A 14,811-nucleotide genomic window follows, 5' to 3' on the forward strand; every position below is an offset into this window, starting at 1 on the left:
CGCTGTTTTAACTGGGGGGGGTTAGGCTGATTTAGCTTGGATTTCTACCTCCTTTTCCTGTTGAAGTTCTAACTGACGAACGAGCGGCAGAATTTTTTCTCCGAAATATTCCACCTCTTCAATAAAGTGTAAAAATCCGGAAAGAATCAAATCAACACCTACATTTTTGAGTGCCACAATACGCTCTGCAATTTGCTGCGGCGTACCAATTAAATTGGTTTTAAAGCCATCGTTGTATTGCACTAGATCTTCAAAAGTTGATTTTGCCCAGTTACCTTGTTGCTCTGGTGAAGCAGCACCTGCTTCACGTGTAGCATCTCCAAATGCATTTACCGCTTCCGTATTGGCTTTATCAATAATTTCTTGGAGTACCGCTTTTGCTTCTTCTTCGGTATCTCTGGCAATAATGAACGCATTTACCCCAATTTTGACATGGTGATTATTGGCTTTTGCTTTAGTGCGAATATCTTCGACTTGTTTTTGAATTTCTTCTACCGTATTACCGTTAGTGAAATACCAGTCAGATACGCGAGACGCCATGTCACGTGCAGCACGTGAACTGCCACCTTGGAAAACTTCGATATAAGGCTTTTGCAAAGGTTTTGGTTTAAGCGTGTAGTTTCGGAACTGGTAGTATTTACCATCGAAACTATAGTTATCGGTGGTCCATATTCCTTTTAGAGTGCGAATAAACTCTTCGGAGCGAACATAACGTTCATCATGCTCAGGCCACTCTTCACCAATGGCATCAAACTCGCCTCTGAACCAGCCACTCACTACGTTAATCGCAATACGACCTTCAGTTAGATAATCAATCGTTGCAAGTTGTTTAGCCGCAAGTGCAGGTTTCCAAGGGCCGGGCAGAATAGCCGCAATGACTTTTAATTTTTCAGTTTTTGCTAGTAATGCATGACTGAAACTTACCGATTCATGTTGGTTTTCTGCCCCGTACCCCGCCGTAAAACGAATTTGGGTGAGCGCATATTCAAAACCATTGTTTTCGGCAGCCTGTGCAAGTCGAACATTGTAGTCATAACTCCAGTCTGTACGCTGTTCGATGTTACTCACTACAAGGCCACCGCTTACGTTTGGTACCCAATAAGCAAATTTAATTGGTTGTTGTAATTGCGTCATGGTTCGCTCTCCCCATTCGTTCTTTTTATTTAGCGATATTGCGCTTAGGCAACATGCGTTAATGATTTGCCAGACTTGTGATGCAAACGAGATTCTGCCGCATCAAGGTCTGGTACAGCTGCTGAAGGTAATACTTCTTCTTGCTCAATTTGCTTGTTAATACCAAGCTCTTGATTTGCTTGCTGTGATTTAGATTTAACCACTTCAGCACGTTTACCTTTCGCTGGCGCCCATTCTAAAATTGGTAATGCGCGTGCTACTGCTAACGTAATACGATCTGATAATTGCTCGCTTTTCACCGTATATTCCGGAGTAAAGTCACGATCTGTCGCATATACGCCAATTGGTAAAGTTTGTGCTTGGAAGAAACTAAATAATGGACGAAGTTGATGTTCAAGTACGAGTGCATGACGATCACTACCGCCCGATGCTGCTAAAAGTACAGGCACATCGACTAAAGCAGTCTGTTCAACAAAATCGAAGAAATGTTTGAAAAGACCTGTAAAAGAAGCACGGTAAACGGGTGTTCCTACAATTAAAGCATCTGCTGCTTCAACTGCTGCAAGGTCATCTTGTACGCGTTGTGGAAGTTGGTTGCGATAAAATGCGCCGCCTAATAGAGGCCCGATTTCGCTTAATTTAATAAAGTGAACTTTAATATCGATTGCTTCTGATAATTCATCAAGAATGGCTTGAACCAGACTTTCCGTTTTAGATGGGGTATTTAAGCCACCAGAAACAGCAACGATATTTAAAGGTTTTGGTGATGTGATACCAGTCATAATTTGGTTCCTAAGCCTAAAACAAGAGATTGGACTTATTAATCAACAACGACGGTAAACTGTAAAATAACGAAATTGGTCAACCTTATCAGTTTTAAATATAAAAGATAAATAGTGGATTTTTATACTTTGTTTTTCTATTAAGTTGCTGTTTTTATTTTATATAATTATAGGTGATATATTTTTTATAATAAAAAGGAAGCTTATATAAAAAACAGATTAATTTTGATTAAAAGTTAAAAAACATCTGAAAATCTTGGCTAAGTTCTGCATTTATCAACATTTTGCATAAAAATGGATAAGATGAACGTATCTTTCATCTAAATAGTAGGGTTACAATAGGCCATACTTATGCTCAAGATTACTTTAATCGCTTATGAATATTTTAATCGTTGATGATCATCCTTTGTTTCGTCATGCTTTAATTCAAGCAGTACGTTATAGCCTGCCACAGGCACAAATTCATGAAACAGCCTCGGTTGATGAGTTTTATGAGCGTTTGGAAAATGGGGCAGAACCTGATCTAGTATTACTCGATTTAAATTTACCGGGTGCTTCAGGCTTTTCGGCTCTGGTTTATGTAAGAGCACAGTATCCATCTATTCCGATTATTGTTGTTTCTGCACATGAAGAAACTTCAATCATTCAGCGTGCAATCGCTCATGGTGCGATGGGTTATATTCCTAAGTCGGCTCATCCAAGCCATATTGGCGAAGCGATTCGTCAAGTCTTAGAAGGTGATATCTGGTTGCCACCTAACTTGCCATCTAATCTTAACCTTGACCCGAGAGCAGCAGATGAAACTGCTTTAGCTGAACGTATTCAATCATTAACACCTCAGCAATTCCGTGTGTTGATGATGGTTGCAGAAGGTTTGTTAAATAAACAGATTGCATACGAGCTTGATGTTTCAGAAGCAACGATTAAAGCTCACGTAACGGCTATCTTTAGAAAATTAGGTGTGCAAAACCGTACACAAGCCGTATTGGCCATTAGTGCATTAAATATTGAAGATAAGAAAATCTAAAAAAAAGACCTCGATTGAGGTCTTTTTTATGTGTGCCACTTAAGCAAGACAATCTTGCTTTGGTGTTAGGCTGTCGCAGTACAATGGGTTAAGCGCGCATTGCAAATCATCAATTTGTTCTTGAGTCACATAGCCTTTGCTTTTTAAATATTCAGCCACACGGTCATCACGCAAGCTTAAGAAAGCTGCATCATAAACACCTAAATCAACGAACAGAGCAGCAGTTTCCAGACTATTGAATCGATCAAGGAAAATGTCATTGCCATACATTAAGAAGATATGGTCAAGTTTTGCTTTTTCATCTACATGCAAACGTTCAGCAAGTTGATGCGGAGGTGTCTTAATAAAGAGCAAGTCAGAAAGCTCATCAAACTGAGTCATATCTAACTGATTTTCTCCAAGTTTGACATGACCTAGCCAAGCTTTGAAAACTAAAACAGCGCCACCACGGAGTAGCATGCTCCAGATTTGATGACGTGTGTCATGGTCAAGATTTTCACTTTCAGCGCTAAGAACTTTTAAAAAGTTTTCTTCTTGTTGAGCCAATTTGTCAAATAAACCTAAACCTTGAGGATGATAAGCCGCAGGTGCAAATACATCAAAATTTAGATCATGAAATACATTAAGTGCAAGGGGGACGGCACACTGATAAATCGTATTTAATGCTTTGATGTGGGCATCATTCAGTTTGCTGTGGGGGAAAATACTTTGCCAATCTAGTTCAGGAAGTAAAGCATTGGCACTGTATTGACGATAAAATTGTTGAGACGAAAGTTGGCCTTGTGGGCTGTTATCAGAAATATTCATGGCAATTGTCCTTTGCATTAATTCGTGAGCGGGGTGCTTAATATGGAAATGGGTTATAAAAATGACTGTACATTTAATAAATAGGTTTTGAATATTTATGTGTCATCAAGAATGCAAGTAGAATACGACTAAAGTCGTATGTGGTTATTTTTTGCTAATTATAATTTTAAAAAACATTAACTTATGAAATTGTAACTAAGTGTACAAGTGTTCACTTACAAAAAAGGTGAGCTTTGCCATAGAAAAAGGGCTAATGGAAAGTTTGGCCAATTATTTAATCAACAAAAGTAGACTTTTTGAGCAGTTCTGCCTATTGGCTTAAATTAGTCCAATAATTTTTGCCAAAAATCTCTCCCAAACTTATAAAAAGGTTTGGGAGAAAAATATTTAATCTACCTCGCTGGCAATTTTAAGTCCCGATAACCATGCTCTTAGAGAAGCTGGCTTAAGCGGTTTTTTGAGTAAAACAATATTCAGTTCTTTCAATTGCTGAGGTAACTCAGGATGAGAGTCTGCGGTAATTAAAGCAACCGGAACATCATGCTGGCGATTTTGCATAATAAAATCGACACCGAGTTGGTTGTTGTTTAAATGCTGATCGATAAGCCAGACCTGAGTATTTTCTTTTTGAATAATTTCAAGTGCTTGTTCAGGTTCAGTGGCTTTAAAAACCTCATAACCCCATCGACCTAATAAGCTACTCATGCCCTCAAGAATAGTTTCATCATTGTCTAAACATAAAATCCGATAGGCTTTGGTTTTTAAAGGTACTGCCTGTACGGTTGGGGTTATCACTTTTGGAGCTTCTACCACCGGAACCTCAATCATAAAGCAGGAACCTTTATCGAGTTGCGAATAGACATGGACTGGATAATTCAACAAACCCGTCATACGCTGCACAATAGCAAGACCCAAACCTAAACCTTGCTCACCCCACGGTGATAAATGCCCACAGCGTTCGAATTCTTGAAATAGTTTAATACGTTGCTCTTCGGCAATTCCGGGACCTGTATCCCAGACACCAATTCGAATGTGTCCAGGTTTTTGAGCTGAACGTAATACACCAACAATCACTCGGCCTTTGGCTGTATAACGCAGTGCATTACTCACAAAGTTTTGAATAATGCGTCGTATCCACTGTGGATCTGTGTCAATCCAGAATGATACATCGTGAACTTTTAATGAAATATTTCGCTGTGCAGCAATCGACTTAAACTGTAGTTCGAGGTCGCTTAATAAATCGTGCAGAGGATAAGGCTGTCTTTTTGGCTGTATGGTGCCGCCTTCTAAACGTGCAATATCGAGCAGGGCAGAGAGCATACTTTCTGCACCATATAGAGCACGGTCAAGTTGTTGCAAAGTTTGACGATCTTCTTCGGTCGCAATGCTTTGTTCAAGAACCGTACTAAACAGACGGGCAGCGTGCATTGGTTGTAATAAGTCATGACTTGCCGCAGCAATAAAGCGGCTTTTTGACATATTAGCCATATCGGCTTGTTCGCGCGCGAGCTGTTGCTCGGTTAAGGCATCGGCAAGTTGTTGGGTTCGGTCTTTTACACGGGCTTCCAGTATTGCCTCATTTGCACGGAAAGCAGTAATGTCGGCGAAGGTAGTTACAAAGCCCCCGCCTGAAATAGGATTACCGCGCATTTGAATAACGCGTCCGTCTTTACGGATTCGTTCAAATTCATGCGCACTTCCGACTTTCATCCAGTGTAAGCGTTTACGAACATGCTCTTCGACTGAACCGGGGCCGCATTCGCCGCGTTCAGCGTTATAACGAATCAGATCGGCAATTGGACAACCCACATAGACTAAATCTTTTGGGTAGCCAAACAGTTTTAAATATTGGTTGTTCCACGCGACTAAACACATGTTTTTATCGACCACACTTACCCCTTGTGTCATGTGGTCAATCATGGTCATCAGCAAGTTTTGATTGAAACGTTGCCATTGTGAGGCTTGGTCTAAAATATTGGCGACTTGGCCTAATGCCAAACCATTATTAATCATTGCTGTAGTGAGCAAAGTACGGGCAGAGGCTGCGCCGATAATGCCAGCTAAGTATTGTTCGGTGAATCGCCACCACATCCCGTTGGCGATACTATTGGGGTTGAGCGTGAGATGATTTTGTTCACAAAAGTTCTCGAACGCTTGGGTTGTGGGTTGCTCACCCGTAATTCTTTTAGCAAGGGCGAACAGATCACCTACTTTTAAACGTGCAGCATCGTGCGGTAAATAGGTCAAATCGGTAGAAGTATGTGGAGATGGCAGAGGCTTAGTTTCATAGTAGAAAAAGCTTTCTGCCTGAATTTGTTCTGCCACACTTGGGCGGTAAAGTTTAGAAATCCAAATATATAAAACAATATTTAAACCGAGTGACCAAATAACGCCGTGTGTAAGTGGAGCAAATGATTCAAAGCCAAAAAGTGATTCTGGACGTAATGCATTAATTCCAAAAGGGCCAAAAAGCAAAATACTCTGGGCTGTTTCTTGATAGGCTTCCGGCAAACTACGTAAGATGGTTGGAAATAGTAATGTGTAACTCCACATTAAAAAGCCAACAATAAGACCTGCATAAACGCCTTGGCGACTTCCACCTCGCCAATACAATCCTCCAATTAGTGCAGGAGCGAATTGAGCAACCGCACTAAATGCCAATAAACCAAATACTGAAAGCTGGTTAATATCATTAAAGAAATGGAAGAATAAAAAGCCAAGTAACATCACCGCGACAATACTAATACGACGGCTGAATTTAAGAACTTTAGGTAAATGTTTATCGTGACGTGATAGCAGCTTAAAACGCCATAGTGCGGGCATAATCAAGTCGTTACTGAGCATGATAGATAATGCAACTGATGACACCAGTAACATGCCTGTTGAGGCAGAGAACCCACCTAAAAAGGCCAGTAGGGCTAACCATTCTTGGTTATAACTCAATGGTAATGAGAGTACTGCCACATCAGGCACAGTTAGGAATTTTGGCGCTGCATGCAAAGCCCAGCTTGCAATCGGGATAATAGCTAAAATCGTTAAAATGAGATAAGCCGCAAACCATTTACGTGCACCGCGAATGTGCTTTTCATCGCGTAATTCGACAACAGCCACATGAAACTGACGGGGTAAACAGATAATTGCCAGACCTGCCAATAATGTCTGAATCCAGAAAGTTTCAGGCACCCCAAATAACTGAACTTCTTGAAAGGTTTGGTTTACGTCGGCTGAGACTTGTACTAAGTTCGCGGGTGCTTCAAAAATAAAAAATAAAGCGACACAGATTAGGGCGAATAATTTTACAAAAGATTCAAATGCCACCGCTAACATGAGGCCACCATGCTGCTCAGTGTTTGCAATCTGCCTTGTACCGAAGATCATGGCTAAAATCGCAAGGACACTAGTTAAAAGCAAAACGCTATTGGTGGTCGTATGAATATGAGCATTTTGCTCCAATATGACTGATGTACTTAAGGCAATTGCGCGTAACTGTAGGGCAAGGTAGGGAATAATCGCAATAACTGCCAAGATCGTAACCAACGATGCCAATACGCCGCTTTTGCCATAACGTGCAGCAACAAAGTCAGCAATTGAGGAAATCGCGTGGTGTTGACGTACTCGGCCTAAACGTCGCCAGATATCGTAACCAAACCAGACAAATAACAGCGGACCTAAATAAATAGGTAAGAAAATGACGCCTTCTCGGACGGCAGCTCCGGTTGCACCATAAAATGTCCAAGATGAACAGTAAACACCTAAGGTCAAACTAAACAAGAACATCCGGCCACGTGTACTCAGGCGACTAGCATGCTTCTCGCCAAAAAAAGCACAAATAAATAAGAGTGCTATATAAAAAGTGAGTACCCCAATAATCAGCCAGCTGTTCATATGACCTACATGATTAAAACCTTGCGCCTATCATACCGCAAGCAGAAACAAAGCTATAAATTGATTAAATTTTAACGACCAAAGTCTAAGTTACGAATTACACGTTATTTTGCTAATTTTAATAATGAGAAACTACTATTAAAAAAGTGACCAAGGTTGGGCACAGGCAAGGAGTTTGGTTATGGATCAAAGCCAAGTAGAACAGATTCTACGCAATCCAAAGTTTCAAAAGATGGTCAAGAAAAAAAGTGCATTAAGCTGGACGCTCACAATCATTATGTTAGTGCTTTATGTGGGCTTTATGCTACTTGTTGGCTACAACAAAGAATTTTTAATGAGTTCATTTAGTGGTGGTGTAACGACATGGGGTATTCCACTAGGCTTAGGAATTATTGTTTTATCTTTCCTACTGTGTGGCGTGTATTCCTATATCGCAAACAATACCCTTGACCAGTTGAGTGAAGAAGCGTTGAAGGAAGTTGAAGCCATCACGCATGAGAAAGGATTACACTAATATGAAATGGAATTCATTAAAAGCGAAAGCCTTATTGGCAGCAGCATCGCTATATTCAACTGTTGCTATGGCTGGTCCAGATTTGGGTGAAGCCGAACAGCAAGCCACCAACTGGCATGCCATTATTATGTTCTTGATCTTTGTTGGTTTCACTTTGTTTATTACTAAGTGGGCTGCAAAACAAACTCAATCAGCACAAGATTTCTATACCGCAGGGGGCGGAATCAGCGGTTTCCAAAACGGATTGGCAATTGCCGGTGACTACATGTCAGCAGCATCTTTCCTTGGTATTTCCGCGATGGTGTTTAGTTCGGGTTTTGATGGCTTACTTTATTCTCTTGGGTTTATGGTAGGTTGGCCAATCGTTTTATTCTTGGTTGCAGAGCGTTTACGTAACCTCGGTAAATACAATCTTTCAGATGTAGTGTCATTCCGTCTCGAAGAAAAACCGGTCCGTACTTTAGCTGCCTTAAGCTCGCTTGTGGTTGTCGCATTCTATTTGATCGCTCAAATGGTAGGTGCGGGCCAGCTCATCAAATTACTATTTGGTTTGAACTACAACATTGCTGTTGTCATCGTTGGTCTATTAATGATGGCATACGTAATTTTTGGTGGCATGTTGGCAACAACATGGGTACAGATCATTAAAGCAGTTATGTTGCTTAGTGGCGCGACTTTCATGGCATTCATGGTGATGAAAGCGGTTGGTTTTAGCTTCAGCAACATGTTCACTCAATCAATTGAAGTATTCAGTAAAGTCCACAGTGTAAGCTTTGAAGAAGCTGCAAAAATTATGGGTCCGGGTAAACTTGCCGCAAACCCGATTGATGCATTATCTCTTGGCTTGGCACTCATGTTTGGTACAGCAGGTCTTCCACATATTCTTATGCGTTTCTTCACTGTAAAAGATGCAAAAGAAGCGCGTAAATCGGTTGTGGTTGCGACAGGTTTCATTGGTTACTTCTATCTTTTAACTTTCATTATTGGTTTCGGTGCGATCCTTTTCGTATCAAACAACCCTCAATTCCTTGATGTTGCAAAAATGGCAGTATCAGGCAAGCTTGAACTTGTTGGTGGTAACAACATGGCAGCCGTGCATTTAAGTGACGCTTTAGGCGGTGACTTATTCATGGGCTTCATTTCAGCAGTAGCGTTCGCAACGATTCTTGCTGTTGTTGCTGGTTTAACACTTTCTGGTGCATCTGCAATCTCACATGACTTATACGCTAACGTATTCAAGAAAGGTCAAACGACTCCAGCTTCAGAACTTCGTATGTCAAAAATTGCGACACTTGGTTTAGCAATCTTTGCCATGATTTTGGGTATCTTGTTTGAAAAGCAAAACGTAGCATTCATGGTGGGCTTAGCGTTCTCTGTGGCATGCTGTGCAAACTTCCCAATTCTTGTTCTATCAATGTTCTGGAAAGGTTTAACCACTCGTGGTGCAGTTATCGGTGGTGTAGTTGGTCTTGTAACAGCGGTAGTACTTATTGTTCTGTCTAAAGCGGTTTGGGTAGATACTTTAAAAATCTCTGATACACCAGTTAACCCATTCAATGGTCCTGCATTATTTGCGATGCCATTGTCATTCCTTTGCTGTTGGTTCTTCTCGGTGACTGACAACTCTGCCCGTGCTAAAAAAGAGCGTGCTGCATTCGATGCCCAATACGTTCGTTCAATGACAGGTATCGGTGCTTCTGGTGCCTCAGATCACTAAAATCAAAATGGATTAAATATCTATCTCATTAAAAGCCCTGCGGGGCTTTTTTTGTTGATCGTATAACTTAAAGTGAAAGAAGCTCTTTAATAAAGAACAACTTGTTTGTCCTATTTTTTGTACAGTATGATTTCCTATAATTCAAAACATAATGAAAAAGGAAAATAATTAAATGCGATCTATCATGGACTTCTGGGCGAGCTTTCGACTGCTACCTTCTGCATGGTTACTGCTTGTGCAATTTATCCTACTCATTTTGGCCATGCTCACTTTTCATGATGTATTTTACCGGACCCTAACGTGGGCTTTAGGAGTGCTTGCCCTACTTATTATTGCCAAGGTCATTCGTCAAACCCCAATGTTTACTTTTCTGGGATTAACTTTTGTCAGTGGAGCGATTATATCCTCAGTCTTTATTTTATTAGGCTATAGCAATTTAACGGTCCAGATTTTTGCCCATAGCTGTGAAGCACTGGCTTACTTTTCGGCTGCTTACGGTTTATTTCGTTATATGTTTGCTGATCGATATTTAACAAGAGATGAACTATTTGCAGCTGCTGCAGTTTTTACTTTGCTTGCTTGGGGCTTTGCCTTCCTCTACAACATTTGTCAGTTATTGATTCCTGCGAGCTTCCAAAATCCAAACAATGCTCATCATTTCCAGACTTGGTTAGATCTACTGTTCCTGAGCTTTAGCTTACAGTCAGCAACAGGCTTATCTGATTTAATGCCGCTTAGTCCACCAGCACGCGTTTTAGCCATGCTACAAATGTTTTGTGGCGTGATGTATCTCGCTTTGATTGTCACACGTTTAATTGCTCTACAGTACATTGCCCATCCAGCAAAGAAGGATTCTGACAAATAAAGGAGACGGTGTTTTAATTTTTTACACCTTTGTAACTGCAATATTATTTAAGTTTATTTAAAGTATTATCGGCTTTCTCTATTGAAAGATTTAACTTTGTTCATTCTGTGAATGTCTTTATTGGCTTTATGCCTATCACTTTTCATTAAAATAACATGGAGGAGTTATGCCTTCCAAACAACCAGGTTGGTTCGCAAACGTTAATCCTAACGTATTTTTTGGTACGGTCATTATTATTGCTTTGTTCTTGGCAGTTGTTGTGATCGCCCCGAGTTCTTTTGAACTTCTAACGCAGCAATTAAAACAATGGATCACCGATTCATTTAGCTGGTTTTATGTTTTATCTGTAGCCTTCTTTCTTATTTTATTGATTTATATCGCCTGTTCATCAATAGGTCGAATTAAATTAGGACCTGACCATAGTCAGCCTGAATATAATAATGGGTCTTGGTTTGCCATGCTGTTTACAGCAGGGATGGGTATCGGTCTCATGTTCTTCGGAGTTGCCGAACCTGTCATGCATTATGTTAATCCACCGAGTGGGGATGCTCAGACTATTGAGGCAGCACAGCAAGCATTAAGGGTGACCTTCTTCCACTGGGGCTTACATGCTTGGGCAATTTATGCATTAGTGGGACTATCTTTAGCTTATTTTGCTTATCGACATAATTTACCCTTAAAGACCCGTTCAGCCCTTTATCCTCTCATTGGTAAAAAGATTTATGGGCCTTGGGGCGACAGCATCGATATATTTGCGACTATTGGTACGGTATTTGGTGTAGCAACTTCTCTCGGATTCGGTGTTACCCAGATTAACTCTGGCTTGCATTATCTTTTAGGTATAGAGCAAAGCACTTATATACAGATTATTTTAATTGTCGTGGTGAGTATTTTGGCTTCTTTATCGGTCTTTTTAGGCCTTGATAAAGGGGTAAAACGCCTATCCGAATTGAATCTAGTTTTAGCCGTTATTTTATTAACCTTTGTTTTCATTTGTGGACCAAGCATTTATTTGCTTCAAACGACAATTCAAAATACAGGTCAGTATTTTTCTAATTTATTTACAATGACCTTCAACCTTTATGCTTACCAACCGAATGGCTGGATAGGTGGTTGGACAATTTTGTATTGGGCTTGGTGGATTTCTTGGTCACCATTTGTGGGTATGTTTATCGCAAGGGTTTCACGTGGACGCAGTATTCGAGAATTTATTGTAGGGGTTCTCCTCATCCCGACAGGCTTTACCATTATCTGGATGGGTTTTTTAGGAAACGCTGCGTTATTTAGCATTATTCATGAGCATCAAAACACTCTTATTCAGGCTGTTCAGCAAGACTCATCTGTAGCTCTATTTGAGTTTTTAGGTCACTTGCCGTGGTCAGGTGTTATGAATGTTTTAGCCACTGTGCTGGTTATTCTTTTCTTTGTGACCTCTGCTGACTCTGGAGCATTGGTAACAGACTACTTAACGTCAAAAACTGACAACTCACCGACTTGGCAACGTTTGTTCTGGACAGTACTGATGGCTGTACTCGCCATTATTTTATTGTTAGTCGGTGGTTTGGCTGCGCTTCAATCTTCAATCATTATGAGCGCATTGCCGTTTACTTTGGTTATGCTGTTCATGAGTTGGGGATTAATAAAAGCATTGCATCTTGATGTCACGAAAATGCAAGCCATTCAGGAAGCGCGCATTACGCCACGTGCTATTCATAATCCAAGAAGCTGGCAACAGCGGCTAGGTTTAATCATGCACTATCCTCATAGTGAAGAAGAGGTAAGAGAATATATCGAAAAACAAGTGGCTCGTGCGTTTGAAAATATCAAACATGAATTTAGACGCCGTCATTTAGAAGTTTCAATTACTCAACTTGAGGATGGGATGCAGCTTCGAGTCGATCATCACAATGAAATTAATTTTATTTATAAAGTTGTTTCACGTGAAACAGTGCCACCAAGTTTTTTAATTGGACGTACTGAAGCCGAAGATGGACAATATTTCCAAGCCGAAGTGTTTTTAAGAGAAGGTGGACAGAACTATGATGTAATGGATTGGACCCAAGAAGATTTAATTCAGGACATTATCGATCAGTATGAACGCCATTTATATTTCTTAAATATTGTACGAAGCTAAATTTAGCTGTAAAAAAAAGGACTCATTTGAGTCCTTTTTTAATTCGATTTCTAAATTAAATTAGAAACGGAATTTAGCATTTAAGCCGATAGTTTGTGTATCGTAGCTAGACTTTTTAACGTCAGCTTTCATGTACGATGCACCAACTGCTACAGCTGGAGTAATGAAGTAGTTTACGTTACCACCCCAAGCTTGACGGAATTCACCAAGGTCATTGCCTTTGATGTCAGCTGAACCATCGTTACCAACGAAAGAAGCGCCAACGCTTAACTTAGGAGTTAAGTAAAGGTCAGTTTTCAAACCGTATTGGTTTTCTTGACCGAAAGCACCAGCAGCTTCAAAACCAATTGCCATGTTAGTTCCATCGATTGGACCTACATATTTAGCACGAGCTGTAACAGCATCTTGGTCGTCTTGAATCGCAGCAGTTTGGTTCGCAGCAGTGTAGATACCGTTGCTGATGATACCGAAGTTATCTAAAGCGAATTGGTTAGCAACGCTTGTATAACCAACAGTCATCAAGAAGTTAGGTAACAACATAGCACCAACTTCTAATGCATAACGGTCGCCGTTGTCATCTTTAGAGAAGTTGTTTTTACCATCAACATCAGTGTGGTTATAAGTTGCGCTAGCATATACAGGAAGGTAAGGAGTAGGAACGTAAGCCTCACCTTTAACACCGTATGTACCTACGTGGTAGTTTACGTTGTTTTGGTCATACTGTTGGTAGCTATAACCTAAAGATACGCTAGAAGCTTGGTTCAAGAAAGCTGCTTCAGCTAAAGGACCCTTAGCGGTATCAACATTTTTTAAATAGAATGTACCAGCAACGTCACCAGTGAAGTTTTTATCGTTTGCAGTTGTGTCAACATATTCAGATTGACCTTGAACTTCAAATTGATAAGCATGAGCACCGGTCATGGCTAATAATACAGCAGTGGCTAAACCAAGTTTTTTCATAATCATTTCCAGCATTAACAAGAGATAAAGCTGGGGTCATTGTATTGTAACAATTTATGAAGTCAATAATCTAGAAAAGGTAATGTTAAAGATATTTGACACTTATGTTAAAATTGGTGAAAAACTAATCAAATGAAAAGTGGTTTGTCAACCTGATAAAAAAATGAACATTTACAATAAGCTAATAATTATATTTCATTAAGAATTAAGAAGTAAATGTTAAAAAGATATTACAATTGTGATTGGAAAAATAGATTGCATTAATCGGTTTTAACATTCACAAAAATATAGCTGTGTTTACAATATGAATAAAAAATCGCCATTTTATTGTCAAATTCGTTTTATTTTGAGGAATAGTTAACAATATTTGGATTAGTTTAACTAAAAAATTTAACTATTCTTAATTATTATATAAGTGAATAAAATAAAAGAAATCTCTATTTTAAGTTGAAAAAACGATTAAAATTTTAATCCTGATTAATTTAATCAACTTTACAAAGGTAGAAGTAAATCACATAATTCGATTGCAAAGTTCACTGCCTAACGTTTTTTAGGATTTAAAGTGCTTGCCCAGATACGATGTGTAGAACACATCAGATTTTACGAGCTCAGCTTTCCCCAAGGTTGAGCTTTTTTTTATCTGTAAGAAAATCTAAAAATTAAAATAAGAGTTATGTGAATTTTATTGAAAAAATAAGAGGCCAAAAAGAGCCCAGCTTAAAGCTGGGCAGTGGATGCTGGGAGAGGTATCCAAGAGGACAAGTAAATACTGTTTTTACTATCATGATTAAAAATCTTTAATCTGTAAAATAGAGTTTTTTTATAAAAAGCATTCAATTTTTCGATTCATTTGTTATTTAAGCTGACAAAATTTAGGGATCGTATAATTATTAAAAAAGAAATGAAGGGGTTAATGATGAAATTTTAGTTATTAAAATGCTAGGATGGATTTAAGCCTAATTTATATCGTATTAAAAATGGCAGGA

The 14,811-nt window shown here is 39.5% G+C and carries 10 protein-coding genes; 5 read left to right on the forward strand and 5 right to left on the reverse strand.

Going from position 1 to position 14,811, the window contains the following annotated elements:
* Positions 1–21 precede the first annotated feature (21 nt).
* Entirely contained in the window at positions 22–1,134 is a 1,113-nt protein-coding gene (sfnG, locus tag HMPREF0013_RS19605) for a dimethylsulfone monooxygenase SfnG (protein WP_005804446.1), read from the reverse strand.
* Positions 1,135–1,178: 44 nt separating this feature from the next.
* Positions 1,179–1,916 carry an FMN reductase gene (gene msuE / locus HMPREF0013_RS19610; RefSeq protein WP_005066848.1) on the reverse strand — a complete coding sequence of 246 codons (738 nt, stop codon included), beginning with the start codon at positions 1,914–1,916 and terminating at the stop codon, positions 1,179–1,181.
* Positions 1,917–2,292: 376 nt separating this feature from the next.
* On the opposite strand from msuE, the gene HMPREF0013_RS19615 reads away from it, so the two are divergent.
* Positions 2,293–2,943: a response regulator gene (locus tag HMPREF0013_RS19615; RefSeq protein ID WP_002122041.1), complete on the forward strand. Its 651-nt coding sequence runs from the start codon at positions 2,293–2,295 to the stop codon at positions 2,941–2,943.
* Between the two features lie 39 nt (positions 2,944–2,982).
* Here HMPREF0013_RS19615 and HMPREF0013_RS19620 read toward each other — a convergent pair whose 3' ends face one another.
* Positions 2,983–3,750, reverse strand: coding sequence for a hypothetical protein (locus HMPREF0013_RS19620; RefSeq protein ID WP_005804447.1), 768 nt, complete (start codon positions 3,748–3,750; stop codon positions 2,983–2,985).
* Between the two features lie 387 nt (positions 3,751–4,137).
* Positions 4,138–7,635, reverse strand: a complete 3,498-nt coding sequence (locus tag HMPREF0013_RS19625; RefSeq protein WP_005804448.1) for a PAS domain-containing hybrid sensor histidine kinase/response regulator — start codon at positions 7,633–7,635, stop codon at positions 4,138–4,140.
* Positions 7,636–7,816: 181 nt separating this feature from the next.
* Between HMPREF0013_RS19625 and HMPREF0013_RS19630 the strand changes: the two genes are divergently transcribed.
* The 4 genes from HMPREF0013_RS19630 to HMPREF0013_RS19645 all read left to right on the forward strand — a co-directional run bounded on the left by HMPREF0013_RS19630 (position 7,817) and on the right by HMPREF0013_RS19645 (position 12,865).
* On the forward strand, positions 7,817–8,149 hold the full coding sequence (locus HMPREF0013_RS19630) for a DUF485 domain-containing protein (protein WP_000372818.1): 333 nt from the start codon (positions 7,817–7,819) through the stop codon (positions 8,147–8,149).
* Position 8,150: 1 nt separating this feature from the next.
* Positions 8,151–9,866, forward strand: coding sequence for a cation acetate symporter (locus HMPREF0013_RS19635; RefSeq protein WP_002121878.1), 1,716 nt, complete (start codon positions 8,151–8,153; stop codon positions 9,864–9,866).
* 172 nt (positions 9,867–10,038) lie between these two features.
* Positions 10,039–10,731, forward strand: a complete 693-nt coding sequence (locus tag HMPREF0013_RS19640) for an ion channel (protein ID WP_005804452.1) — start codon at positions 10,039–10,041, stop codon at positions 10,729–10,731.
* A gap of 166 nt (positions 10,732–10,897) precedes the next feature.
* Positions 10,898–12,865 (forward strand): BCCT family transporter, encoded by a 1,968-nt coding sequence (locus tag HMPREF0013_RS19645; protein ID WP_005078623.1) that lies wholly within the window; start codon positions 10,898–10,900, stop codon positions 12,863–12,865.
* Positions 12,866–12,925: 60 nt separating this feature from the next.
* Here HMPREF0013_RS19645 and omp33-36 read toward each other — a convergent pair whose 3' ends face one another.
* On the reverse strand, positions 12,926–13,825 hold the full coding sequence (gene omp33-36, locus HMPREF0013_RS19650) for a porin Omp33-36 (protein WP_025464165.1): 900 nt from the start codon (positions 13,823–13,825) through the stop codon (positions 12,926–12,928).
* Positions 13,826–14,811: the final 986 nt, after the last annotated feature.

Source organism: Acinetobacter sp. SH024 (assembly GCF_000163635.1).
Lineage (GTDB): Bacteria > Pseudomonadota > Gammaproteobacteria > Pseudomonadales > Moraxellaceae > Acinetobacter > Acinetobacter pittii.